Source organism: Thermoplasmata archaeon, from assembly GCA_038874435.1.
Taxonomy (GTDB): Archaea; Thermoplasmatota; Thermoplasmata; order Lutacidiplasmatales; family SKW197; genus SKW197.
In genome coordinates this window covers 1-24,948 of record JAVZCK010000021.1, presented here as the reverse complement: position 1 = coordinate 24,948, position 24,948 = coordinate 1, and the positions used below count along the sequence as shown (strand labels likewise).

Sequence of the window (24,948 nt, the reverse complement as noted above, 5' to 3'; positions counted from 1 at the left end):
AGTTTTACAGCCATATATACATCAACAGAATTGAGAGGAATGAGGGCAAAAGAAACATAGCTCCTAGCATTGGCCAGATTATCGTGTAAGATGTGTTCATCACCGTTGTCAATCTCGGAGCGGTCTCATGTCCGAATACTCTCAACTTTTTTATAATCCCAGTGTTCCCACCTGCTTCTGCAGCACTCAAATCTTTTATCGCTTTCTCAACTAAGTTTTGCACTACTCTCACCAATCTCTCATGCTCAACCTTTCTCCCAACTGGATTAAAACCACCGAATGTAGCATTTACAATGTGATTGTCTGTTGTCATGACCTCAGCATCATCCACAATTCCAGCAATTCTTGCGAGAATTTTCTCTCTCAAGCCAGGAACCATGTTGTTCCCATCAATCAGCACATACGCATTTTTCTTTCTATTACATTCCACACAAAGCACTTGAATACCAGAGGGCCCGATTCCCTCTTCAAGCTTGAACTCTTTACTCTCAGCAAATCCAGCCCTTATCTTTCCCTTCTTTTGTGTAGCGGTTTTCACAGCCAACTCAACATTTTCCAATAATGCTTCTGCTTTCTCCATTCCAAGTCGCACAGCTCCACTGCCCTTCACCAGACAGTTGTGTGCGTCTACAAAGACCACTTTCTCAGCAAACTTTTGAGCAGTTCTTGCTGCATGAATCCCCGTTGGATAATCTATGTCGTCTGTTGGATAGGGCGCAGAAGTGGCTACAACGAGCACAGTATCTCCGAAAAACTGGGCACAGACAGAAAAATCGTTCTGGTTTATTCGCACGAACTCGCTTCCTTCATCTGAGAACCTCATTTTTTCAGCGAGATTCTCTGCAAACTTCGCAACCTTTTTGCACTCCGCTGTGGTGCTCAGATTGAAGTCGTGGGTTGCGGCACCATGAGGCACCATCAGATGTTTCCAGCCCTTTATCTCCTTTCTAATCTTTCTAGGTAAGTCACCTCCACCAATCATTGAGAACGGGCCAGGATGCACTGCAGGCACGACGAGTAGTACATCAGTTTTGGCTGTTTTTATTCCAATGACTCCAGCATAAACATTCACATTTGCAGAAATTGAATTCAGGAAATTCTCAAGTTCGCTAGCGGACTCTGGTGTCTTGTCAGTGAGATGGTCCAAAAGGGGCTTCACGAGGGCTCCCGCCTTCACACCGAAAAATCGTTTCATCGGATAGCTCACAGTCTCGAGAAACACGATGCTAGCAGCGACGAAGAGGGTGACTGAAATCGCAAAAATCGCAATGTGGGTTGTGGTGGTAGGCAGCAGCAGGAACAGTGGAATCGCTGTCAGAACCACATGAAGCACACTTACGAATCCAGCCCTTGCATGTGATGGAAGTGCAATCGCATAGCACACAAAATGGCGGAAAAATCCGATGCTAGCAATACCAGTATACAGTGCAAAGAGCATTCTTACAGCCGCAAAAAGGGAGAGCAATCTATAGATGAGCCCAAAGAATATAGGGAGGAGGAGAGAGAGGAGCACAAGCAAAAAGCTCCTGCGAAGATACATTCTTCCTCCAAATCCCTCAACTAGGACTTTGGTGAGAAAACCAGTGATTAAAGCAGGTAAAAAGAAAAGGACTATGCCATATAGAAGTGCGTTGTTATCTGGGTAAAAGAAAAGAGTCCCGAGTAAGACGCTGAGAATGAAAATGATAGGAACGGTGATGTATGGCTCTGGGGATGTGAAAAGATACTTGGAGAATTTGGCTGTTTCCTCCATGCTTTCCTGGAAATTCAGGGCTTTGCCGAAACTTATTTTCATCTATGCTTCACCGCAGCAATTATACTTCCAAGCGTTTTTTCAATCTCTTTTGCTTCTTCCACGATTGTGCCTGTGACAATTATGTCTGCACCTGCCTTTGCAAGCAATGCCGCACTTTCTGAGTTTCTAATTCCACCGCCTGCAATCAGGCCTATTGAGATGTTCTTACGTACTTCTGCCACCATTTCAGGAGGGACATGCTGGTGAGCACCACTCCCCGCTTCAAGATACACCAGTTTCATTCCAAGGTACTCAGCTGCAAGAGCATGGGCAACTGCTGACTGGTTATCGTTTCTTGCAATGACTCTTGCACAGCCTACTTCAGCTACTTTCATACCTGGCTCGATGATAATATAGCCCATAGGAATTGGTTCAAGCTTTAGTTTTCGCACTACAATTGCACCTAAAACTTGATAACCAATCACAAAGTTCAGGTCTTGGGAGTTAAGCATGCTCATGAAGTAAATGGCATCTGCATGAGGCGTCAGAGCATCTGGTTTTGTTGGGAAAATGATGAGTGGGATTTTTTCTAGATTTGCCTTGATTGCCTTTGCAGTTGCATCCATGTTCAACCGTGTCACTCCAGTTGAACCACCAATCATTATTGCGTCAGTGCCAAGGGTTTCACACTTCTTCGCAATTTCACCTGCCTCTTCAGGACTCTGTTTGTCTGGGTCAAGGAGTGTCATATGTAGTTTCTCGTTGTTTTTTATCTTTTTTTCAATGTATTCCCATACACGCATTTTATCACCTCAATCCGATGAGCAGGAACGAAATTGTGCCAAGCAGCATCCCAATCTTTGCAAACTTTTGGGCTTTGCTTGGGGACTTGAATGTGAATGTGGCAGAGTATATAAAGACAATGTCTGCTGCAACAATTCCAATCGTGTATGCAACTTTTGGAAGAAAGCCAAAGTTGGGAAGGAGAAGAGGAACAGGAGAGAATATGATAGACAGTGTGAGTGTCGAAATCGCCATTAAGCCAGCAGTTCTTTTTCCGACCTTTTTAGGTAGGGTCTTTCTGGTAAAATCACCTTCTACATCTTCTATATCCTTCACTATTTCACGGTAGACACTAGCTAAAAAAGAGATGAGCGCAAATGGAATCGTAAGCATAGGATTTCCGAAGGCACAGCCCCCAAAGACAAAAACCATTGATGTGAGCAAACTGACAATCAAATTGCCAGAAAGTCCATCTGCCTTGAACCTGAACTCGTAAGCAAGCATGAGCAAGAGCGCTATTAGGAAGATAGAGGTAAGCTCAATTCGATGCTCTGCCAAAATTGCAAACGGAAGGGCAGTGGCGAAAAGCGCGCTTGCATAAATTGCAGCATGTCGTGGCTTGATTTTTCCTGAAGGAATGGGCCTATCTGGATGATTGATTTTATCCACTTCTCTGTCAGTATAATCGTTGAGCACATTTCCACCGGCGGTGCTTAAGAAAACCACAAGCATTGCAAAGATAAGTTGGAAAAGATTTGTAATTCCGAGAACATTAACTCCTGCAGCAATCACTCCGCCTACAACCACACCTATGGCTGCAAGGGCACAGTTGCCAGGTCTTATTATATCAAAATATGGATGCATTCAGCAAAACAAAGTGAAGGAATGTATTAAGTATTTCGGCGGTAGGTCGTTTGAGCCCAAACCTTTTTCTAACTGCAGGGTATTCTATTGTTGAACATGTCTGAGATGTGGGTTGAAAAGTATCGTCCTAAATTGCTCTCAGAGATTCGAGGAAACAAACAGGCGATTGCAGCTCTGAGGAGATGGGCAGAGGAGTGGGAAGCAGGTAGGCCTGGAAAGCGTGCCGTGGTGTTATCAGGAAAACCTGGTGTTGGAAAGACCACTGCTGCACATGCCCTCGCAAATGAATTTGGTTGGGAGATAATAGAACTTAATGCATCAGATGCAAGAAATGCGGGTGCAATTGAAGACATAGTGCTGAGAGCAGCAATTCATCGTGACCTCTCTGGAAGCGAAAAAAAGAAAAAACTTCTCATTCTAGATGAGGCAGACAGTTTGTATGAGCGAGTTAGTGACGAGGGTATGGGCAGAGAAGGAAGTGAAGAAAGCGATGCGAAACTGGATTATAGCGACAGAGGAGGTGCAAGTGCAATTATAAGAACTATTGCAGTAACTTCAAATCCAATCATTCTCATCGTTAATGATGAGTATGAACTCACGAGGAAGGGCAAGTTTAAGGATGTCTGTGAAATCATTAAGTTCAGGAGAGTTGATAAGCGAGAAATAAAAAAATTGCTCGCTGGTATTTGTGTCTCTGAGAAAATAAGGGTAGAGGAGCGAGTGCTTGACCTCATAGCTGAGCGCTCTAATGGGGATGTGAGAAGTGCAGTGAATGACCTGCAGGCAGTGGCTGCCGGTAAAACCCAGATTACCAGTGAGGAAGGAGTTGGTGTTAGGGACAGAGAAGAAGATGTTTACTCCCTACTCGGAACCATCTTCAAAGAAAAGAACCTGAGAAAAATTAGAGAAGTTCAGAGGACTGTTGATGAAGAACCAGAAAAACTAGCTCTCTGGATTGAGGAAAACCTTCCGAAGGCCTATAATAATCCTGAAGACCTAGCTGCTGGCTTTGATGCACTTTCAAAGGCAGATTTGTTTTTCGGCAGGGTCTATCGGAGGAACAGATATGGCCTCTGGAAATATGCAATTGACCTGATGTTAGGTGGTGTTGCGGTCGCAAAAAAACATGAACCAAGATTCATCCAATTTAGTTTCCCTCAGTTTTTACTTAAGATGCGAGATTCAAGGGAAGCAAGGGAGAGAATCTATGCATTGTGCTACAAGCTTGGCAGATACTGTCACACCTCAATTTCTGAGGCAAAAAAAGAAATCTATCCCTACTTCGTCTACATCTTCAGACATAACGATAAATTTAGAATATTGATGGTGAAGAAATTACGGCTCACGCCAGACGATGTACGTTTTATTTTCGACTATGATGAGAGAGCAGAGATAATTATAAAGAACATCTATGGCCAGAAACCAGAAAAAGAGAAGGAAAAGCAGAAAAGCGTTGAATTAGATAGGGGACAGAAGAAATTACTGGAATTACCCTAAATCTCCTTTATTTGCCTGAGGAGATTGTCTATCTGCTCCATCCATTCCATTAACTCTTCTGCATCCCATGCCTCGAAATCTTCGCTCCCACCATTGGTTTCCATCACAGCAGCATCAGACATTTTATCACCATCTTTCTACTCTTTGTCTGACAAATAGCATACCAATATATAAAGGTTGCGATTGTCCATCTGGACTTTTACCAGGCAAATCTTTTTCTCTTACCCACCACCCACTGGTGGAAAAATTGCAATGGCATCTCCAGGTTTTACCTTGGTATCCAGTCCTTCCTTCACCTCTATAGCCAGTCCATTGACAAGGACCTTGACGAAAGGCATCACATTCTCGCCTTCAAAAAGTTTGTCTTTGATGGCAGGGTATCTTTTCACGACCTCACAAAGCAGATCTCTCACAGTATGAAAGTTTTCGCTTTCAAGCTGGACTATAGCAACACCAGTGATTTCTCTGAAATAACCAAAAAATTTTACATTAATCTGGCTCAGGGCCTACCACCCATTGTCAGCGCCAGAATTGCCTTCTGCACATGGAGGCGGTTTTCGGCCTCGTCGTTCACGATAGAATGTGGTCCGTCTATAACTCCATCTGTGACTTCATAGCCCCTGTCAGCAGGCAGGCAATGCATATAGTAAGAATGCTTGTTTGTCAAATCCATCAATTCTTCGTTGCAAATCCAGTCGGTGTATTTCTTTGCAATCTGCATGCTCTCTTCTGGCTTTTGAGTTACTTGCAAACAGCCCCAGCTCTTCGGATAGACCACATCAGCCCCTTCGAATGCCTCTTTCATGTTGTGCGACACCTCAAATTTCACACCTGCCTCTTCTGCATTCTTCTTTGCTTGCTCCATTATTTCTGGCATCAGCTTGAACTCTGGGGGATGGGCAAGTGTGACATCAAACCCAAACCTGGGCATGAGCAAAATGAGCGACTGTGGCACAGACATAGGTTTCATGTAGCTCGGTGCATAGGCCCAGGAAACCACAAATTTCTTTCCTTCGAGTTTCCGCATCTTTTCCTTGAGTGTGAAAAGGTCTGCCATGGCCTGACATGGATGGTAAACATCGCACTGCATGTTTATAACTGGAATTTTGGAATGCTTTGCAACCTCCCTGATGTATTTGTTTCCTTCGCCATACAAACAGTGCCTTATTGCTATTCCATGACCATAGCGGCTCAGCACCTCTGCCGTGTCCTGGGCACTTTCGCCATGGCTTATCTGCAATCGCTCCGATGGCAAGTCATGGGCATGGCCACCAAGCTGCGTCATTGCTGCCTCGAACGAGTTCCTTGTCCTTGTGGACTTGTCGAACCAAATCATGAACAGGGTTTTGTCCTGCAAAAGCCGATGTTCCTCGTTCAATGCAAACTTTGTTTTGAGGTATTTGGCAACCTCAAAAACGGTCTCCAGCTCCTCAACATCCCATTCCTGGTCAGTTATAAAGTGCTTTCCTCTAAACATTGTTTTCATTTTTCTCACCTCATGAACATTTGTGGCAACAGTGCATAGAACGCTGTGGAAATAACCAAATGCTCTATCTGAACCTGGTCTTCTATGCTATGAGAGTGTTCCTCTCTTCCGGGCCCGAAACCAATTGTCGGGATTTTTGCAATGCCCATTGTGTAACTACCGTCTGTGCCGAAAACCCATTTCGAAATTCCAGGCTCCTTATCCAAAATTGCTTTAGCACACTCCAACCCATTCTGGACGAGCACATGCTTCTCATCAAGTGCCCATGCAGGGAAATACTTTTCAACCTTTTTCACGAAACCCTTGTAACTTGGTTTATCGTAAACTGGAATTTCAATCTCTGCGTCTCCGAAATCCTTTAAACTTTTTATCTGGGAAACTGCAAGTTCCTTATCTTCTCCAAAAGTGAGGCGTCTATCTAGGTAGATAGAGCACGCATCTGGTACTGCATTGTAGGACGGGGTTTTGCAATCAATGTGAGTTACTGCTATGCTACCTTTGCCTAAAAATTTGTCCTTCTTCAATTTTGCATTTAATTTCTCTATGCCCTTCACAATTGGCATCATCTTGTAAACTGCATTCTCACCGCGTTCTGGTGCACTTGCATGACAAGACTTACCTTTCGTGCGAACAATAATTTCCAGTCGTCCCCTGTGGCCCCTGTAGATGTCCAGATTTGTGCATTCTCCCAGGACCACATAATCTGGTCTCAGACCATAGTCCTCAATCAATGAGCGAGCGGCAAGTCCATCGCAATCTTCTTCTTGGACAATCCCTGCAGCGTAAAATGTGTAATCTGATTCAAGCCCGAGCTGTTTTATAATCTTGCCAGCATAAACCATACAGGCGATTGCTGCCTTGTTGTCGGATGCACCTCTACCATAAACAATTCCATTCTCAAGCTTGCCTTTGAACGGGTCCACTTTCCATGCATTTGGATCACCAATCCCAACAGTGTCTATGTGGGAATCAAAAAGAATTTTTGTTTTTCCATTTCCAATTCTTCCTACAACGCTGCCCATGTGGTCCACAAAAACCTCATCAAAACCAACGCTCTTCATTTCTTGGCTTATTCTCTCTATCACCTTACCTTCTTCACCAGAAAAGCTTGGAATTGCAATGATGTCTCTGAGAAATTGTGTCACCTGCTGCTCGTTTTCCTTTGCCCTCATCTTTATTTCTTTTGCGTCCAATTTTTCACCGAACATGCCAAAAGCAGTTTCAGGTAATATAGATTTCGCCTACAACTCATCTGCAAACCTCAAATACTCCATGAGTTTCTCTGCATCCATGAAAAAGGTGTTTATCTCGCCGAACAAGCTTTATCTGGATTCTTTCCGCCTTGCAAGAAAGATTTATCAGAGCGGTTTTCGCCCTGATTTTTTAATTGGCATCTGGAGGGGAGGTACTCCGCCAGGTATTATCGTACATGAGTACTTTAGAGTGAAAGGGATTGATCCTTATCACACAGCAATCAAAACCCAATCCTACAGAGGACTGAAGACAACTGGAGAGGTGGAGATAAAGGGGATGGAGCATGTGCTTCGGGAACTCAGTAGAGAGCAAAAACTTCTGATTGTGGATGATGTCTGGGACACAGGGATTACTATAAAAAAGGTCTTGGAATTTATCAAGGAGAGGAAAGGAAAGAATGCTCCCGATATAAAGGTGGGTGTGGTTTATTTCAAAGAGGCAAAGAATCAGGTGGAACTTGTGCCTGACTACTACTACAAGATAATCAATGACTGGATTGTGTTTCCCCACGAGCTTGAGGGTCTGACAAGGGAGGAAATAAGACAGAAGAGTAAGGTGATTGAAAAACTTGTTTTCGACGAGGGGGCTAACGCCCCCTTACGGTAACCCCCGAGGGGTTGCACCCCTTACGGTAACCTGCGTCAAGGGGATGCCTTTGGCATCCCCGAACCTACCTTTTTTCCATGAAAGCTTTTCGGCACGAAGTGCTGAAAAGGTTTCCGTGAACGCTTTTCGGGCGAGGGGACTTCGTCCCCCTACGGTACCCCCTCCTTTTGGATGAAACCTTTTCGGGGTGCGAAGCACCCTGAAAAGGGTTCTCCGAAACATTTAATACCCCAGAGCCCATGCTCCAACCATGGCAGAAAAAGAAGACATGGTGCAGAAGATTCTGAAGACCACGGAAGAAGTTCTTTCGCCTGAGGATTTCATTGTGGATGCAACCAAGGAACTGATAAAGGATGAAATAAAGGAGTATCTGAAGACAAAGTTAAACGAAAACCCTGAAATAAAGAAGGAGTTCAGAGAAGCAATAATGATCCTTGTGGAGGCGAGAATGAGGGAGGTGTATGCAATTGCAAAGATTGCAAAATGTTCTGCAAAACTCGGGCTTGCAGCAATGCCACCTGAAATGAAGGATGAGCTTGTGAAGAGTTTTGTCTCCCTCTTTGAGAAGGAATTGAACGAGATTCTGGATAAAACGCTTTAAAGGGTTATGTACATCATTGTCAACTGTGCGATAAGTGTTGATGGCAAGCTTGCGTTGAAGACGCGGAGACAGACAAGAATCTCAAGTGATGAGGATATAGCAAGGGTTCACAATCTGAGGAATTCGGTGGATGCAGTGCTTGTGGGTGTAGGCACAGTCCTGGCGGATGACCCAAAACTAACTGTTAAGGAAAAGTATGTTTCAAATCCGAAACAGCCAGTAAGAGTTGTGCTAGATTCCCAGGGCAGAACACCTGAAAATGCCCAGGTGCTGCAGGGAACTGCAAAAACAGTTATTGTGACTGCGGAAGAATGCACCAGACAGATTGGAAATGCTGTGATGCTGCGATGCGGGAAAGGGAAGGTGGATGTGGAAAAAGCGATTGAGGAACTGGAAAAGATGGGAATAAGGAGGCTGCTTGTAGAAGGGGGAGGTACAGTAATCTGGGAATTTTTAAGTAAGAAACTGGCTGATGAGGTAAATGTGTATGTGGGAAGTATTGTGATTGGAGGAAAGGATGCACCGACGATGGCTGACGGAGAAGGTGCAGGTTCCATTGAAGAAGTTGTGAAGTTGAAGCTGCAGGGATGGGAAAAACTGGGAGATGGTATGCTCCTCCGTTATCTCGTGGAAAAATGCGTGAGATGAAGTTTGTGGCAGACCACATGCTCGGAAAACTTGCAAGATGGCTGAGATTGTTGGGCTACGATGTACTTTATCCAGAGGCAGGGAAATCTGATGGTGAACTTGCAACTCTAGCTGAACAAACTGGGAGAATTCTGCTTACGAGAGATAAACAACTAGCTGCCAGAACCAGAAACGGGTTGTTGATAAAAAGTGATGATGTGCAAGCCCAGATTGAGGAGTTGAAGAGAAACCTGGGTCTTAGAACAGAGCTTGAACTCGACAGATGCAGTGTATGTAATAATTTGATTGAAAAAGTGGAGCCAGGATTTGTGAGAGACAAGGTGCCTGAGAAGGTCTTTGCAAGTTTCAATGAGTTCTGGTATTGCAGACATTGCAGAAAAATTTACTGGTATGGGAGTCATGTGGAAAAAATGCAGGAAAGGTTGAAGAATGCTGGTAGTTCTTGAAAAACATCTTGGCTATGGCGCTCTCCCAGATGCTGAACTTGCTCATGTGTTTAATGCTGAGAAAATTCCAGCAAGAATGCTCTGGTGCCAGGGCAGGAAATTCTGTGTTGATGTTGGTGGGGCTGATCTGCACTTTGCGTGCCGTCTTGCACTCTGGCACAGGGGGTTTGAGGTGCTACACAATGGGAGCATTGAGGGCATACTTGAATTTGCAGAGAGATTGAATGTGAACGGCACATTTTGTGTGCGGGTGGAGCATGAGCCAGAGTTAGCAGAGCAAGTCGGGGGCAGAATACAGGGAAATGTTAATTTGAGAAAGCCAGACAATTTATTTTATGTTTTCAGACATACTGATGAGTATTTTCTCTGTAGGCAATTCTGGAGCTTGGACAACAAGAGTTTTCGCTCTCGTGAACCAAAAGCCAGACCTTTTTTCATGCCCATCTCACTCCATCCGAAGATTGCAAGGGCGATGGTGAATCTAGGAGAAGTGAGAAGCGGTGATGTGGTACTGGACCCATTTTGCGGTACTGCTGGAATTTTGATTGAAGCAGGATTGTTGGGGGCGAAAGTAATTGGGAACGACATAAGGCAGGATATTCTCGCTGGTGCTGAGAAAAATCTGAGAGCATATGGAATTGAGAAATTTGAGTTGTTCTGTGGTGATGTGGGGGAAATTGTTTCGAAGAGAGGGGAGGTAGATGTGATAATCACAGACCCACCGTACGGGAGAAGCACCACAACGAGGAAAGAGCCAATAACATTGCTTTACAACCGTTCGTTTGCAACATTTGCTGCCTTGCTTCGCCCTGGTAAAAAACTGGTTATGGTTCTCCCCTTCAGACCAGAAAGGCCAGTTCCTGGTTTTTCACTGAAAGAAGTCCATCCAATCTATGTGCACAAGAGTTTGGTGAGACACCTCTGTGTGTTTGAGAGAAAATAGAGTTGTGTATTTCTCAAAAATTTTAGACAGAAGAACAGTTGTAAACATTATTTTTGGTGAGTATGTGAGAATAACTCTGCTACCGAAAAAAATACTAGTTTCACATAATAGATAGAAGGTGAAGAATATGCGTTGGAGGAGAGTGTTATGGGATTTTGGTGATGGCTCAACGCGTACTGTAGAAATTTCCACATACAAGTTTGCGAAGCAAGGATTTTATATACTAAAATTACTTCCTGTTTACAGTGATGGGATGAAGTTACATAAAATTGCATTCGTGGAGGTAAAATAGGAAATGCAACAAAAAAACATTGGGGAGATTGAAGAGGAGGCAAAGAAGAGATACTTTCATGTAGGGCTTTCATATGCTCTTTATTATATCATACTGGGCTCTCTACTCTTTTCGCCATACATTAAAATACTAGAGGAGATAAATGGTCCCATTATTTCCATTCTTTTCTTTGTTTGCCCTTGGGGGATTCTCCTTATTTTCACTATACATATGTTGAAGCCGCTTGCCCGGTATCTTCCCCGACTGTGGGCAAAAGAACATTATATAATTACTCATTTCACACTCCCTTTTTTGTTCCTCCCTGTTGGATGGGGGCTCCTCTTCGCCGTGTTATTTTTCTGGTGGTGGTTGTACGATATTAAGGGTCCGTATCCACCAGTTAGCCAGTACCTAATTTGTTTGGTATTTTCCCTCCTTTATTGTTATGCAGTTTTCAAAGAGCATTACAACTTTTATCTGAAGCGTCTGGGTGTTAAACATCCAGGGATAAGTGTATCCGAGGTATGAAGCGCAAAAAATTCCACCAATCTTTTTACCAAGCAATGAGGCAGTAAAAATCGGTCTAACGAAATCCCTATCTACTCCCTTGCCTTCCTTACCTCAATGAACTTGATTGAAACCTATCTTGCAGTGCTGACAACCTTCATGATTCCAGTACTAATCTTCATCGTGTTTTACATAGGCACATTTGATTTTTCCCGCTCCTTCAGTGCATTGCACATCACAAAGAAGGAATTTTATCTGCTGCTGTTTGGCTCTGTGCTCGGGATGCTAGGCAACATTCCGCTGATAATGTATGGAGATACTTTTCTGGGGATTAACGTTGGTGGTGGTGTGATTCCCATTGTGCTGGCATTCTATTTCTTCAAAAAGAAGTTCAAGATAGAGATGAGGGAATTGCTGCTCTTCGTGGCTCTCCTTGTGGTGTTATCTGGCATCTACACGCTCATTCTGAATCTCCATCTGGTGTCCTGGGTAAACCGTTACGCAATCTACAGAATCCATCTTGCGATTGCAGTTTTTGCGGTATTTACACTCGCCTTTGCGGTTGCCTGGCTTACTCACCTGAAAAAAACTGTCAAGATTGAAATTCTCTATGCCCTGTTTGCATTTCAGATTGTGGCGTTTGCAACCTATTTCGTGACCAATTACCTGCCAGAGCAGGGAATTGCTGCGGAATTTCCATGGTATCTTCTTCCGCCAGTGGTCGCTGCATTCATTTCGCTTGGGTTTTTCCGTGGTAAACCAGAAGGTTTGCTTTTCGGTTATACGACCTCAACCCTTGGTGTGCTTGCAGGTGCGGACATCTACCATCTGCCAGAGATTTACGCAACCAGCAAGGTGTTTGCAGGAGCAATTGGTGGGGCAGCCACAATGGATATGGTGTTTCTCGGCGGATTGATAACCTTCCTTGTGCTTCTCCCATTTTGTGGTAAGAAAATCTGGGAATACTCGCCTTCGTTTTCCAGGTTTAATCGGGTTGAGTTTAAGGTGCGAACCTTGCTTAATGAGGCCTGGGCACTATATAATTCTGGTAAATACAGGGAGGCGCTTGGAAAGGGAATTGAGGCAATTGAAAGTTTTTATGCACTTGTAGCAAAGGAGAAAAAAGGACTGGATGATTTTCTGGCAGAGCATGGAAAACACTATGCTCTCCATGACCTCCAGGTCCTTCGTGCAGAAGCGAGAAATGAGCAACTGAGCCAGTATGATGCATACAGGGCACTGGTTGCGGTCTATTACATTTTGGGGGAGATTGAGAGATGCAGGATGGGAAGGTATGGAGACATTGGAAGAAGAAGTATTGCCTATCTGATAGATGTGGGGGTCTCGCTGGCGATAATTCTACCATTTGCCTTTGCTGCCAGTTTCTTCATACTCAAGAGTTCCACTGAAATTAATGAAGTTTTGCTCATTGCCTTCTCTTCGCTTGTTGGTGCTGTCTGCTTCCTCTACTTTACCCTCAGTGAATATTTTGTAGGAAAGACAGTCGGGAAGAAGTTGATGGGGCTGGAGGTGAAGGAAATTTATGGTGAAAGGATAGGCATCACTGCAGCAATGATGCGAAACCTTACCAGGTTCATCGCCATCCTGCTCTTATCCACTGGGATTTCCTACTTTATTGTTCCTAATCTCATGGCCCAGGTGCTCGGAGTGGTTATGGTTTTCCTCTTCATTCTCGCTTCAGGTTTCTCAATGCTCTTCATCCTTCGCTCAAGGCATGCCCAGCGGCTTGGCGATGTACTGGCAGAGACAGTGGTTGTGAAAACAAATTAGATTGTTAAAACCAAAATTGCAGCGTTGATTTTGTGCTAGTTTTTTGGTATAGAAGACCGAAGAATATAACTATATCAAAATCTATACAGGCGACGAGAGTAAGGTGGTATCCTGATGCATGAAATGGAATCGGAAAATTGGTACATGTATGTCTTTGAGGGAGCAGATGCAGAAGAATACAACTACTGGCTAAGCCCTAGAGATGCAGCAAAGAACTGCCAGACCCCAGATGTTGACAGCGACTCCATCACAGACTATCAGGAAGTTTTCGGCTACAATGTCAAAGTCATTACTGGCTGGGGCAAAGATAACACGCCAATCAGCAAGGAAATAACCATGTATGGCAACCCACTGGCTGCATACAAACAAACCGATGGAAGATGGACCGACACGGATGAGGACGGCATCCCAGACATTGTGGAGATTTACTTCAGCAATGTTTCCTACATAGACAACAATAGCCTCTGGCAACAGATGATTGTAAGCAACGGCTTTGCCTCTGCCTATGGCTGGTGCAGGGAGTATTACCAGACACTGAATGCTTCAGACCCAAGCAAAGCAGAGAACTGGACGCAGAAAGCGTTTAACCCGTTTGTTGTCTGCAACCTCCCGCCGATGGTGACTATTTTTGGAGTTACATTTAGGGATTGGTGGGTAGGAACAGACCATCGGGCTGCAATTACTGTTCAGTGTGATGCAAAAGCACTCGGATTTGTAAAAGAGGTAAAATATGAATTGATAGAGTTATGTTTTGGTAAAATAACTGCAACAGAGACAATACCGTTTAGTTCCAACTCAGTAAGCACTGGGCGAGTGTTTTATGTAGATTACAGCATCTACCAGTTATATGGGTATCGTGTGCGATGCACAGTGAAGGATTATGTGGGCTATGAGGTAAAGATAGAAGGCGAGGTAAAAGGCAGTATTGCCCAAGGCTGGCAATTCATTGCGACAGGCGTGCAGGCATTATTAGGAATGCTCGGCGGAGGCTTACAGAATGTATGGAAGGCAATCAGCGACGGTGTTAACACAATTGTAGAGTGGTGCGTGAAAAAATTTGAAGAGATGATTAACCCAGTAATAGAGGCACTGGCACGGAATGCGTATGGAGAGATAATGGGTTCATTGAATAAGAGAATAACAGAGGCCATAGCCTCCTACACTGCTAGTTTTGATTCTGCAGTATTTTCAGCATCTGGCAAAGGTATTGACGACATAACTGCATTCTTCAAACCACTTATATCAAAGCTTGGAGAGTTCACACTGATGATTTCAGTTTACAGCACGGGAGCATTCTTCAGGGAAATAGAAAGGGCAACAGGTATCGTAATGGTGAAAGGACTGATGAAAATCGTGCGAGGAATCATACCAGTGCCAGAAATTGAAGGAGTAGAGGAGAACTGGATAAAGGTTGTGAGAGGCGAGATTTCACCGGGCGAGCCACCTGAATTCATAAAGCAACTTGACGGGAGCAGCAAGGAGAGACTAATATCCAGCATAATAAGATATTATAAGCAAATGATGGGGATGGGATTACCAATCTCATTGAAGATGGAACAGCCAAAGCAAAACCAATTAAACAAGTTCGCAGTGATAATCAGTGAAGGAGGAGTAAATACTGAGGGTCATGACATTACTGCAGCAGTCCAGGAAGAGGCAAACAATTTGCTAAATCTTGTAAGGAGCAATGGATACACAATAATTGGAAACGGAATAAATTACGGGTTGAACGCTGATGGAATTCGGAACCTGTTCATGGTAAATCTCAGAAATGCTTTAGATGGAATCAACACAGACCAGAACCAGATTCTGATTGTGTTCATAGGCCATGGTGCATTGCCTCAACAGGGTGGGGGAAGTTACTTTGTGGCTGAAGGAAATGAAAATGAGAGATACATTTCATGGAAAAATATTGCAGAATGGGTAGATGGTGCCACATTAAATGGAAATACACCGAAATACCAGAAGATGGTGATTATCGGGCAATCCTGTTTCAGTGCCTGGATGCACGAACCATTAACACAGAAACATGCCGACAGAAAGGTGGTAATTTCTGCTGCGGGATTTACGGAGATTGCGAAGGCGATTAATGGGATAAACAGGATTGTGTTTTTAGGACATTTCTTGAATTTTCTTGCTAAAGATGGTGGTAAAGAAGGTGTCCTTACCTTTGTGCAGGTCTTCGTAAATGTGCTTTTTCTCTGTCTTGTGGGAGAGGGAATGATTTGGGCATTTGTTAGAATTCTACTTCCAACACTTCCTTTCGGTTGGACATGTGCCTATACTCTTGCGGTTATCCTTTTGGAAAGTTTATTTCTAGCTTTCCTCCTTGGTGTTTTTACAGGAGTACATACCGCTTTCTGGGGTGGAGATACTGTATCTTTCTGGGGGATTTATGCGTATGCTAGAGCACTTACCTTATTTCCAGGAATTTTCTCTTCCACTCCCTCTCTTTATAATTCTGGGTTAGCTAACCTAACATTTTTGTAGGTGGATAAAATGACACAAAAAGAAATTGAGGAAAAAATTGATAAATGGCTTGGAATAATGGTATTTATTAATACTATATATTACGGAGGGTATGTCATAGTTTTAGCATGGTCTATGGTTTCTTTTTTCCAAGGATGGGTTCTCCCTTATCCGTACGATATAATTATTCTACCTATTTTGTTTATATTTCATCTTTGTTTCAACAATAGTATTTGGTTGTATACTTATGTTGTTGATAAGTTGTACATATCGCAAAATAAAAAACTCTCAGAAGGAGTATTTAAAAGACACGCTGTTATTCTGGGGATTGGCATGTCAGTATTCTTAGCTTGCTCAATTTTCTTAACTATTGGAACATTCCCACTATATGGCCTATTTTTTATTTCTTCTATTCTTAGCCCATTCTCAACATTTATTTGGATAGCAAGAATGAAGGGGAAGGAATTTGGGACAGGTAAAGAAAATAAGATAATTGTCAGATGGAGTGCGTGGTATGAAGAAAAATAGTTGCGAGCCAGAGAGATATCCACCAAGAATAGACATCACGCTGAAATTCGGAGAGAAAGAAACAACCACAGACCCGCTGGATGTAGACACAGACAACGATGTGATTCCAGATGCTGACGACGGGAAACCGTTTGACCCATCGGCATTCCCGGAATCACCATTTGCCGACAACGATGGCGATGGCTTGCTAAACTGGGAAGAGGAGAATATAGGCACGGATAAGAACAAAACAGACACGGATGGTGATGGTTTGAGCGATTTTGAGGAATTGCGTGTGTATGGAACCAATGCGAGCAATCCAGATACAGACAAAGACGGTATTGGGGACTATGCAGAAATTTTCATCTACAGAACAGACCCGAACAAAGCCTCTTCAGATTCCGATAATCTCACAGACAGCCAGGAAATTTTCATCACGAACACAGACCCATGGAAAGAAGATACCGATAGCGACGGCCTTTACGACGACACAGAATACTCTCTCGGCCTGAATCCGCTGAGCAACGACACGGACACTGACCAATGGCTTGATGGACTTGAATACAACTACTGGTATGACTACTACCGCAACAAGATGGGCATGAACGAAAAGGATGCGTCTGCCCAGGCAGCAAAGAACTGCAAGACCCCAGATGTTGACAGCGACTCCATCACAGACTATCAGGAAGTTTTCGGCTACACGGTCAAAATCATTACTGGCTGGGACAGTGAGAACAAGCCAATCAGCAGAGAGAAAACAATGTATGGTGACCCACTGCTTCCCTATGCCCAGGGCAAAGACTCACAGGGAAACATAATCTGGACCGACACGGATGAGGACGGCATCCCAGATATCGTGGAGATTTACTTCAGCAATGTTTCCTACATAGACAACAATAGCCTCTGGCAACAGATGATTGTAAGCAACGGCTTTGCCTCTACCTATGGCTGGTGCAGGGAGTATTACCAGACACTGAATGCTTCAGACCCAAGCAAGGCAGAAAACTGGACGCAGAAAGCGTTTAACCCATTCGTTGTCTGCAACCTCCCACCGATGATTACATCGTTTTCTGCCGAGGCCCATGACGAATGGGGCTGGGTGCCTGTGTATCTCTATGGAGTCCAGGTAGGTGTGGTCTGGAGTTGCACAGCCTGTTACATCACCGTTTCTTTAGAGGCGAAAAGTGTAAGTGGGTTCCGCAACTTGTTTGTAGGAGTGAAAGACCTCTACAGAGGTGCTACATCTGGTGTGTTTAAGTGGATAGAAAGTGGAGAGCAAACAGCGGTTTCCTATACAGGGAGTAACGCAATTCGCTTGGATGTAGACTATGGGACACTGGTTCTTTACGGTTATGAAGTTTACGGGTATGTAGTAAGTTATACGATGGTAGGAGAGAGCCATCCTGCGGTGGAAGTGCGAAAAGAGATAAAAGGAATTATTACACTGGTTGCAGACGCAATAGCCAGTTTCCTGGCAATGCTTGCTGGCGGACTGCAGGAGGTATGGAATGCGGTGGAGAAAGCGGTAAATGCGATTGTGGAGTGGGTGAAGGAGATAATATTGAAGATGCTCGAACCTGTAATAGGTGCTCTCAAGAATACAGTTGAGGCGTTGGTAGAGACAGTAGTGGATATAGTAAAAAGCTGTGTAAGGGAGTTAGGGAGAGACTTGGCAAATCCCAGTTGGGACACTGCCCAAATGATAAAACGATTATATGACCTCCCATTCCTAGCATTTATTTTGATATGTACATTTATCCAAGGAATAGGATACACATTAGGATTTGTTAATACTGCAGTTCCAGGTATAGGATGGATTATTGGAGCGATGGTCTCAGTAGCAATTATAGGGATATTCCTTGGCGCATTCTACGAAGAAGCCACTGTCCCTACAAACCCCACTACTCCAACGGACATAATACCAGCGGAAGATCCATTCTGGTTAACAGGTTTCGGTGTAAATCTTCAGCAATTATTCTTTTTGGCGGAGAAATATGCAATTGTGATGGAATGGATAGATCCAGATACGGTGGGCCTTGCGATTGCTTTTATAGGATTAGTCCTTTTACTTGCTTCAAAGGGATTGCGCGGATTTTATGCATGTTTACTAGGATGGTTTTCTCTTGCACTGAGCCTTACAGGTGCACTCATCACATTTATCCCCTCTCTCTCAGATAATCCTCTCTATAATCCCCTATTCTTCATTGAAGAAGTGCTTTCTATATTGAGTACAGTGTACGCAGGATGGAATCTTTGTACGGATTATGATAACGATGGAAAAATCTTAGCAATAGATTTCGATTAATTATGTCCTGGAAATATATAGATAAGTTTGGAAAAGTTTACTACGATGCAACTGTTGAGATAGAGTCTGAGAGATATAGAGAGCGTCTTGAGTGGAGGAAAAGGTACATCTGGATGAATTTTGCCTTATCATTATTTTTATTTTGCTGGCTTCTATTGATTTCTCTATCAAGTAATGAAAAAAGTATGATTGTACTCCCATTTATCATTTTATGTATATCGAGCAGCTGGTTATTCTATCTTTATAAACAAGACCCTCGAGTAAAGGTAATCTTGACTGAAAAGGGAATATTCTATGGGCATGAGCAAATATTAAATTATTGTTTTATACCATATGATGAGATTGTGGCAGTGGAATATATCCAAGTATATTTAACGGAGTGTCTGAGAGTTGTTAAGAAACCAATTGGGCCAATTAAGAGAGGGGCCAACATACCAGTTGAGGACATAAAAGATAAGAGTATCTTCCTAACAAAACTAAAAGAAAAAGTTCCGTTAGCAGTGTTTAACATTTGAGGGATTATACATCTTCAGGAAGAAGCAAGAAAAGAGGGGGTAAGTATGAACTGGAGCGACAAAAACTACACGCTCCTTCCTTACCGTTTCTGCCTGTGGTATGACAAATCCCGGGAATTTGAGAACGAAAACGATGCCTGGGAATACCTCAACTCCACACTCGATTCTCTTGGCAGTGTGATTGGATATACTGCAAAGGGCTATGGATTATGGATGAATAATACAGGCGAAAGCGTGAACATGGTCATAGTAGCAAAAGTGGTTTATGGCGGGATACGACGCACTGGAACGAGAACAAATGAGTGGCCACCAGAGCCACAACCAATAAAAGATAAATGGAATGCAATAATTGTGTGGAAACAATACAACATTACGGAGAACCTGACTGGAATTGAGTTCACACCCTGGGGATTGCCTGATTACACTGCAGCAAGGTGCGAAGTTCACGCAATAGCGGATTCTGACAATGATGACCTCCCAGACCTTGGCGACCCTGATAGCGACAATGATGGCATCAAGGATGGGGACGAGCCCCTTTACTGGCTTGATACAGACAGGGATGGCAGGGTAAACATGCGAGACACAGATAGCGACAACGACGGCTTGAATGACAGCCAGGAAGACATAAACTGCAATGGCAAATTAGATGCCTGGGAGTCAAGTCCGATAAGCGAGGACACGGACAACGATGGCTTGAACGACAGCCTTGAATGGAACCGCTACTTCACGAATCCAAGCAGTGCAGACACAGATGGTGATGGATTAAGCGACAGGGAGGAAGTAAATGAGAATGTGTGGTGGCTGCCAACAAGGCATAATGAGACACGGTGGCAAATAGATGCACCAAATGGCTACTATGCATTCTGGTTGCAAGCAGGTTCAAATGACACTGTCAAGCTTAGAGTGAACAATCAAACCAATGTAAGTATCTACAACTGCATTGCCGGCTGTTGGTATTACAATAATATAGGACAACTCAAACCCCAAACTATAGAGGTTATTTCTGGCAATGTTTCCCAAATTGCACTTCTATACTACAAAAGCCAGCCAACATTGCATTTCTCTCTCTATACTTCTATTTTCCATTATGCCAGCGACCCATATTCCTCCACAGTTTCCTCTGTCAATCTAAACATTTCTCCGCTTCCAACTTCCTACAAATTCCGTGTTGTTGATGCAACAGCAACACTTTCACTGCCAAATATCGTACAACTGCCATACCTATTTGCGGCAGTGGAACTGGAAAACAGAACTGTAGAGGTAGTTTCAAGGAAGGGTGTGGATTCCTGTGAGACAAGAGCAATTCCTGATATTTCTTCAATTATCCAGAGCATTCTTGATGCAAACGATACAGAACTCTGGTTCAAAGTAAATCTCACCTCAAATTCCAGTTTTAGCGTTACTTTTTCAGTTGATGTGGCACTGGTGCCTCAAATATGGGATCCATTTGATGCGGATGCAGACAGGGATGGAATAAACGACAAGCGGGAGAGAGAATGGAATTTTTCGCCCTATGCAAGTGATACAGACAAAGATGGAAAAAGCGACGCAGAGGAAATCCCGCCTATTGTAGACACAGTGAGTGATACGAGTCCAGACTGGAATAACACGGGTGCACATACACCAGGCGTCTCTTTCCTCAATCTTAGCCGTGAATTGAACGAGAACGAAACGCACTGGTTGAATGCAGAAGCCTTCAACTTCAGCGTAAACCTTGCACCATTCTTGAAATATCCAATTCCAGTCACTGTTTCATCAACAATTTCTGCAAATAACTGCACTGGTATTCTTGCAGTTTACTACAACAACAGCGTATTGCTTGAGCCAAATTCAACAGGCACAAACAGGCTCGCAAAGGGCATTTCATTCAACACCTCAGAGTATCCAGATGCGATATTCACAGCCTATGCAATGTTCACATATCCGAAGCGTTACTGGAAATACATGGCGATAGATGGCGGTTACTGGGTAGAATGCGGCCAAGCCCAGAAAAATGCCACACATACACTTTCCTTCTTCTACAATACAAATACAACTAATGGGCTTGACCCAGACACAGACAGGGACATAATTATAGATGGTTGGGATGATGAGCCGTTGGAGGCGAAGCCATTGCCAGAAAGTGCATTTGCAGATGCAGATGGTGATGGACTGCCAGATTGGGAAGAAGAGAATGTGTATCACACAAACAAGTATTTGCCAGACACGGATGGTGATGGCCTGACAGACTACGAGGAAGTAAAGGTTTATTCCACAAGGCCTCTTGTGAAGGACATGGATGGCGATTTGCTTCTGGATGGTGAGGAGCTCAAGATTTACGGCACAGACCCGAATAAAACTGACACAGATGCTGACATGCTCTCTGACTATGAAGAAATCTTTAAGTATTACACAAACGCTACGGTTACAGATACGGATGGTGATGGTTTGAGTGATGGCGAAGAAATTCTGATTACAAACACAGACCCCTGGAGTCCAGACAGTGATGCTGACGGCCTAAAAGACAGCGTAGAATACACCCTCGGCCTAAACCCACTGAGCAACGACACAGATTCTGACCAATGGCTGGATGCACAGGAATTCCTATACTGGAAGAGCAAAGGCCTGAGCGACACAAAAGCAGCAGAATACTGTAAAACACCAGATGTTGATGGCGACTCCATCACGGACTACCAGGAAGTTTTCGGCTACAATGTCAAAATCATTACTGGCTGGGACAGTGAGAACAGACCGATAAGCAGAGAGAAAAAGATGTATGGGGACCCACAGCTTCCCTATGCCCAGGGCAAAGACTCACAGGGAAACATAATCTGGACAGACACGGATGAGGATGGCATCCCAGACATCGTAGAAACCTACTTCAGCAACATCTCCTACATAGACAACAATAGCCTCTGGCAACAGATGGTTGTAAGCAACGGCTTTGCCTCTGCCTACGGCTGGTGCAGGGAGTATTACCAGACACTGAATGCTTCAGACCCAAGCAAGGCAGAGAACTGGACGCAGAAAGCATTCAACCCGTTCGTTGTCTGCAACCTCCCGCCGATGATTACATCGTTTTCTGCCGAGGCCCATGACGAATGGGGCTGGGTGCCTGTGTATCTCTATGGAGTCCAGGTAGGTGTGGTCTGGAGTTGCACAGCCTGTTACATCACCGTTTCTTTAGAGGCGAAAAGTGTAAGTGGGTTCCGCAACTTGTTTGTAGGAGTGAAAGACCTCTACAGAGGTGCTACATCTGGTGTGTTTAAGTGGATAGAAAGTGGAGAGCAAACAGCGGTTTCCTATACAGGGAGTAACGCAATTCGCTTGGATGTAGACTATGGGACACTGGTTCTTTACGGTTATGAAGTTTACGGGTATGTAGTAAGTTATACGATGGTAGGAGAGAGCCATCCTGCGGTGGAAGTGCGAAAAGAGATAAAAGGAATTATTACACTGGTTGCAGACGCAATAGCCAGTTTCCTGGCAATGCTTGCTGGCGGACTGCAGGAGGTATGGAATGCGGTGGAGAAGGCTGTGAATGCGATTGTAGATTGGATAGCCGTAACTCTTCAAAACGCCATTCAACCTCTCCTTCAACCTATCCAAGAGAGGATGAGAACACAAGTAGAAGATATAAACAACACTCTTTCTCTTGCATGGGATGAATATTCCATAAGCCACAAAATTTCTGAGAGTACTCTACACAAAATTTCAAATGAGATATTCGGAGAGTTCTTCCTTATGCTCTTTGGTGTGTTCTTTGCCGTTACGGTTACAATAACCGCATTGGGCTACATTTTTGGGCCAGTAGGTTGGATTAGTGGAATAATTGTTTCTCTCGTGCTTTCTCTCATTTTCCTGATTCTATTTGAACAAAAGAATCTTCCTCTCCCAACCCTTCACATTACTATTCCACAACTCTCCTTATCATTTAATGTATTCTTTGATTTTGCAAAAAAATTAGTTGAAGAAAACACGCCGACGCCACCAAATGAGTTAATTTGGAATTTCACAGGAATTATTCTTTCTTTCCTCAGTGTTGTCTTTAGTGCATTGGCACTTGAAATTGAAAAGGATGTCACAGGAGTATATTGTGTTGCGTTGGCACTCGGTATCATAGCTTTTTGTGCGATTGTGAGTTTTGGCTTAAATATAATCAAACCAAAAAATGAAGCAAAAAACGCTACGGTAACGATTGGAATATGCCTGGGGATTTTTGGTCTAGTAGTAGGAGTAATTTCATTCTATAAAACAGCTGAAAGTGAATCTCCAGCAACAATATTAAGCGGCCTGGCAGTAATATTTTCTTTAATAGCACTCTTTCTACTCATTGGTCAACTTCGTTGAGAGGTGAAAAATGTGGTGAAGATTTCTATTCCTACAACAACAGAAAAAGTGGTTACGAAAAATATAATAATAGCGATTATAATAGTAGGCGGAGGCGGAATTCTTGCTTCTTGCTTTTTGTGGTGGGCTGGGTTCTTATCTAAACCTTCCCGCATGGCAATGTGGGCACTACATATGTTTCTATTATCTTTGGCCATACTGTGCTTCCACTTTATAGGCTGTATCATTCTTCTCACCCATCCCCGAAAGATTATAGTAAATCCGGATGCTGGCTACATTTCCTGGAAAGTAAGAGATTCGCGATTTCTGTGGCCTAAAGGAACTTACAAAAAATACCTTCGGGATTTTAATGAAGTTCGGATTCCTTTTTCAGATATTGAGGATATTATTGATAACCATGGTCGGGTGAAGATAGTGCTTTTGGATATGAGGGAGATATCCCTCGGAGTTGTGAAAGAAGAGACAAATAGAGAGAAAATAATACAGACATATGAAAATTGGAAAAAGCAATACTCAAAAGGAGAGGATTAAATTGATTCAGAATACTTTAAATTTTATGGCATTCCACCAGTTACATATAGAATTCCAGCCAGCTCCTACAAATCCCTTTCTTGGTGATTCTGAGTATGCTATCGTAGAGATTTACTTCAGCAACATCTCCTACATAGACAGCGATAGCCTCTGGCACCAGATGATTGTAAGCAATGGCTTTGCCTCTACCTATGGCTGGTGCAGGGATTATTACCAGACACTGAATGCTTCAGACCCAAGCAAGGCCGAGAACTGGACACAGAAAGCGTTCAATCCCTTCGTGGTATACAACATGCCCCCGACCATAGCGAAATGGAGTGCCAGTGTGCGAGAATATCACACATCATCTGGCACAATCTACACAATCCAGACAGAATTCGTTGTGAGAGACATAGGCGGAATAAAGGAGGTGAACCAGAAAATAGTGGAGTTAATGACAGGAAAGGTAGTGGCAGAACATACCTACATACCCGAAGCAAGATACACGGAAATCACAGCAGGCTGGGAGTTCACAGTGGATTATGGCACCCTGCTTCTCCAGGGCTACAGAGCAGTGGGCGAGACAACAAACTACGCTGGCTACAGCGTTGAAGCGAGCAAGGAAATCAAGGGCCTGATAGCGATTGCCATAGACGCATTGCAGGCACTCTGGCAGATGCTCGTGGGCGGCTTGCAGAAGGTGTGGGAGGCTGTGGAGAAGGCTGTAACCACATTGCGTGCATGGGTAATGGAGAAACTGGAGTATCTCCTTGGATTGTGGGCAAGTGGTTTCGTCCAGACTATAAAGACACTCCCCGAGGAGGTACTTGGGATAAACATAAGTGCGTTTCTTTCTTTAGACCTCACGAAAGTAACAGTAG

23 protein-coding genes are annotated in these 24,948 nt (G+C 43.7%); 16 read left to right on the top strand and 7 right to left on the bottom strand.

Annotated features, from left to right (window positions below):
- Window positions 1–4 precede the first annotated feature (4 nt).
- Genes QXD64_07575 through QXD64_07565 form a run of 3 tightly spaced genes read right to left on the bottom strand, consistent with a single transcriptional unit; the run spans window position 5 to window position 3,382 of the window.
- On the bottom strand, window positions 5–1,795 hold the full coding sequence (locus tag QXD64_07575) for a DUF2070 family protein (protein ID MEM3397171.1): 1,791 nt from the start codon (window positions 1,793–1,795) through the stop codon (window positions 5–7).
- On the bottom strand, window positions 1,792–2,538 hold the full coding sequence (locus QXD64_07570) for a geranylgeranylglyceryl/heptaprenylglyceryl phosphate synthase (protein MEM3397170.1): 747 nt from the start codon (window positions 2,536–2,538) through the stop codon (window positions 1,792–1,794). The genes QXD64_07575 and QXD64_07570 overlap by 4 nt, the downstream gene beginning before the upstream one ends.
- A gap of 4 nt (window positions 2,539–2,542) precedes the next feature.
- Entirely contained in the window at window positions 2,543–3,382 is an 840-nt protein-coding gene (locus tag QXD64_07565) for a UbiA family prenyltransferase (GenBank protein ID MEM3397169.1), read from the bottom strand.
- A gap of 96 nt (window positions 3,383–3,478) precedes the next feature.
- On the opposite strand from QXD64_07565, the gene QXD64_07560 reads away from it, so the two are divergent.
- Entirely contained in the window at window positions 3,479–4,879 is a 1,401-nt protein-coding gene (locus QXD64_07560) for a replication factor C large subunit (GenBank protein MEM3397168.1), read from the top strand.
- Here QXD64_07560 and QXD64_07555 read toward each other — a convergent pair.
- From QXD64_07555 to QXD64_07540, 4 genes are all read right to left on the bottom strand, one after another.
- Window positions 4,876–5,001: a hypothetical protein gene (locus QXD64_07555; GenBank protein MEM3397167.1), complete on the bottom strand. Its 126-nt coding sequence runs from the start codon at window positions 4,999–5,001 to the stop codon at window positions 4,876–4,878. The two genes, QXD64_07560 and QXD64_07555, sit on opposite strands and share 4 nt — an antisense overlap.
- Before the next feature lie 99 nt (window positions 5,002–5,100).
- A complete protein-coding gene (locus QXD64_07550; GenBank protein ID MEM3397166.1) occupies window positions 5,101–5,373 on the bottom strand; it encodes a ubiquitin-like small modifier protein 1 in 273 nt (90 codons plus the stop codon).
- A gap of 5 nt (window positions 5,374–5,378) precedes the next feature.
- Window positions 5,379–6,365 (bottom strand): ornithine carbamoyltransferase, encoded by a 987-nt coding sequence (locus tag QXD64_07545; GenBank protein MEM3397165.1) that lies wholly within the window; start codon window positions 6,363–6,365, stop codon window positions 5,379–5,381.
- A gap of 5 nt (window positions 6,366–6,370) precedes the next feature.
- Window positions 6,371–7,573 (bottom strand): YgeY family selenium metabolism-linked hydrolase, encoded by a 1,203-nt coding sequence (locus QXD64_07540; protein ID MEM3397164.1) that lies wholly within the window; start codon window positions 7,571–7,573, stop codon window positions 6,371–6,373.
- An 82-nt stretch (window positions 7,574–7,655) separates the two neighbouring features.
- Between QXD64_07540 and QXD64_07535 the strand changes: the two genes are divergently transcribed.
- The 15 genes from QXD64_07535 to QXD64_07465 form a co-directional block, all read left to right on the top strand.
- Window positions 7,656–8,225, top strand: coding sequence for a phosphoribosyltransferase family protein (locus QXD64_07535; protein MEM3397163.1), 570 nt, complete (start codon window positions 7,656–7,658; stop codon window positions 8,223–8,225).
- A 250-nt stretch (window positions 8,226–8,475) separates the two neighbouring features.
- Entirely contained in the window at window positions 8,476–8,826 is a 351-nt protein-coding gene (locus tag QXD64_07530) for a hypothetical protein (protein ID MEM3397162.1), read from the top strand.
- Between the two features lie 6 nt (window positions 8,827–8,832).
- Window positions 8,833–9,474 carry a 2,5-diamino-6-(ribosylamino)-4(3H)-pyrimidinone 5'-phosphate reductase gene (locus QXD64_07525; protein ID MEM3397161.1) on the top strand — a complete coding sequence of 214 codons (642 nt, stop codon included), beginning with the start codon at window positions 8,833–8,835 and terminating at the stop codon, window positions 9,472–9,474.
- Window positions 9,462–9,920 carry a Mut7-C RNAse domain-containing protein gene (locus QXD64_07520; GenBank protein MEM3397160.1) on the top strand — a complete coding sequence of 153 codons (459 nt, stop codon included), beginning with the start codon at window positions 9,462–9,464 and terminating at the stop codon, window positions 9,918–9,920. Before QXD64_07525 ends, QXD64_07520 begins: the two co-directional genes overlap by 13 nt.
- Window positions 9,904–10,863: a methyltransferase domain-containing protein gene (locus QXD64_07515; GenBank protein MEM3397159.1), complete on the top strand. Its 960-nt coding sequence runs from the start codon at window positions 9,904–9,906 to the stop codon at window positions 10,861–10,863. Before QXD64_07520 ends, QXD64_07515 begins: the two co-directional genes overlap by 17 nt.
- A gap of 127 nt (window positions 10,864–10,990) precedes the next feature.
- On the top strand, window positions 10,991–11,155 hold the full coding sequence (locus QXD64_07510) for a hypothetical protein (protein ID MEM3397158.1): 165 nt from the start codon (window positions 10,991–10,993) through the stop codon (window positions 11,153–11,155).
- 3 nt (window positions 11,156–11,158) lie between these two features.
- Window positions 11,159–11,662: a hypothetical protein gene (locus QXD64_07505; protein MEM3397157.1), complete on the top strand. Its 504-nt coding sequence runs from the start codon at window positions 11,159–11,161 to the stop codon at window positions 11,660–11,662.
- Between the two features lie 96 nt (window positions 11,663–11,758).
- Window positions 11,759–13,432, top strand: coding sequence for an RDD family protein (locus tag QXD64_07500; GenBank protein ID MEM3397156.1), 1,674 nt, complete (start codon window positions 11,759–11,761; stop codon window positions 13,430–13,432).
- 114 nt (window positions 13,433–13,546) lie between these two features.
- Complete coding sequence (locus tag QXD64_07495; GenBank protein ID MEM3397155.1) at window positions 13,547–15,922, top strand: hypothetical protein; 2,376 nt, start codon at window positions 13,547–13,549, stop codon at window positions 15,920–15,922.
- Between the two features lie 9 nt (window positions 15,923–15,931).
- The gene (locus QXD64_07490; protein ID MEM3397154.1) at window positions 15,932–16,429 is read left to right on the top strand and encodes a hypothetical protein; all 498 of its coding nucleotides are present in this window, start codon (window positions 15,932–15,934) and stop codon (window positions 16,427–16,429) included.
- Window positions 16,416–18,713, top strand: coding sequence for a hypothetical protein (locus tag QXD64_07485; protein MEM3397153.1), 2,298 nt, complete (start codon window positions 16,416–16,418; stop codon window positions 18,711–18,713). Before QXD64_07490 ends, QXD64_07485 begins: the two co-directional genes overlap by 14 nt.
- 2 nt (window positions 18,714–18,715) lie before the next feature.
- A complete protein-coding gene (locus QXD64_07480; protein ID MEM3397152.1) occupies window positions 18,716–19,228 on the top strand; it encodes a hypothetical protein in 513 nt (170 codons plus the stop codon).
- Window positions 19,229–19,273: 45 nt separating this feature from the next.
- Window positions 19,274–23,557 (top strand): hypothetical protein, encoded by a 4,284-nt coding sequence (locus QXD64_07475; protein ID MEM3397151.1) that lies wholly within the window; start codon window positions 19,274–19,276, stop codon window positions 23,555–23,557.
- A gap of 12 nt (window positions 23,558–23,569) precedes the next feature.
- Window positions 23,570–24,088 (top strand): hypothetical protein, encoded by a 519-nt coding sequence (locus QXD64_07470; GenBank protein ID MEM3397150.1) that lies wholly within the window; start codon window positions 23,570–23,572, stop codon window positions 24,086–24,088.
- Between the two features lie 25 nt (window positions 24,089–24,113).
- Window positions 24,114–24,948 (top strand): hypothetical protein (locus QXD64_07465; protein ID MEM3397149.1); only part of this gene is annotated, 835 nt, incomplete at its 3' end.

What these genes read in the sequence shown, in the direction of transcription:
- QXD64_07475 (MEM3397151.1), top strand. Translation starts at nt 19,274, where the DNA reads ATGAACTGGAGCGACAAAAACTACACGCTCCTTCCTTACCGTTTCTGC.
- QXD64_07575 (MEM3397171.1), bottom strand. Translation starts at nt 1,795, where the DNA reads ATGAAAATAAGTTTCGGCAAAGCCCTGAATTTCCAGGAAAGCATGGAG.
- QXD64_07480 (MEM3397152.1), top strand. Translation starts at nt 18,716, where the DNA reads ATGTCCTGGAAATATATAGATAAGTTTGGAAAAGTTTACTACGATGCA.
- QXD64_07520 (MEM3397160.1), top strand. Translation starts at nt 9,462, where the DNA reads ATGCGTGAGATGAAGTTTGTGGCAGACCACATGCTCGGAAAACTTGCA.
- QXD64_07565 (MEM3397169.1), bottom strand. Translation starts at nt 3,382, where the DNA reads ATGCATCCATATTTTGATATAATAAGACCTGGCAACTGTGCCCTTGCA.
- QXD64_07500 (MEM3397156.1), top strand. Translation starts at nt 11,759, where the DNA reads ATGAACTTGATTGAAACCTATCTTGCAGTGCTGACAACCTTCATGATT.
- QXD64_07510 (MEM3397158.1), top strand. Translation starts at nt 10,991, where the DNA reads ATGCGTTGGAGGAGAGTGTTATGGGATTTTGGTGATGGCTCAACGCGT.
- QXD64_07570 (MEM3397170.1), bottom strand. Translation starts at nt 2,538, where the DNA reads ATGCGTGTATGGGAATACATTGAAAAAAAGATAAAAAACAACGAGAAA.
- QXD64_07560 (MEM3397168.1), top strand. Translation starts at nt 3,479, where the DNA reads ATGTCTGAGATGTGGGTTGAAAAGTATCGTCCTAAATTGCTCTCAGAG.
- QXD64_07545 (MEM3397165.1), bottom strand. Translation starts at nt 6,365, where the DNA reads ATGAAAACAATGTTTAGAGGAAAGCACTTTATAACTGACCAGGAATGG.
- QXD64_07515 (MEM3397159.1), top strand. Translation starts at nt 9,904, where the DNA reads ATGCTGGTAGTTCTTGAAAAACATCTTGGCTATGGCGCTCTCCCAGAT.
- QXD64_07525 (MEM3397161.1), top strand. Translation starts at nt 8,833, where the DNA reads ATGTACATCATTGTCAACTGTGCGATAAGTGTTGATGGCAAGCTTGCG.
- QXD64_07490 (MEM3397154.1), top strand. Translation starts at nt 15,932, where the DNA reads ATGACACAAAAAGAAATTGAGGAAAAAATTGATAAATGGCTTGGAATA.
- QXD64_07495 (MEM3397155.1), top strand. Translation starts at nt 13,547, where the DNA reads ATGCATGAAATGGAATCGGAAAATTGGTACATGTATGTCTTTGAGGGA.
- QXD64_07530 (MEM3397162.1), top strand. Translation starts at nt 8,476, where the DNA reads ATGGCAGAAAAAGAAGACATGGTGCAGAAGATTCTGAAGACCACGGAA.
- QXD64_07485 (MEM3397153.1), top strand. Translation starts at nt 16,416, where the DNA reads ATGAAGAAAAATAGTTGCGAGCCAGAGAGATATCCACCAAGAATAGAC.
- QXD64_07540 (MEM3397164.1), bottom strand. Translation starts at nt 7,573, where the DNA reads ATGTTCGGTGAAAAATTGGACGCAAAAGAAATAAAGATGAGGGCAAAG.
- QXD64_07505 (MEM3397157.1), top strand. Translation starts at nt 11,159, where the DNA reads ATGCAACAAAAAAACATTGGGGAGATTGAAGAGGAGGCAAAGAAGAGA.
- QXD64_07535 (MEM3397163.1), top strand. Translation starts at nt 7,656, where the DNA reads ATGAAAAAGGTGTTTATCTCGCCGAACAAGCTTTATCTGGATTCTTTC.
- QXD64_07555 (MEM3397167.1), bottom strand. Translation starts at nt 5,001, where the DNA reads ATGTCTGATGCTGCTGTGATGGAAACCAATGGTGGGAGCGAAGATTTC.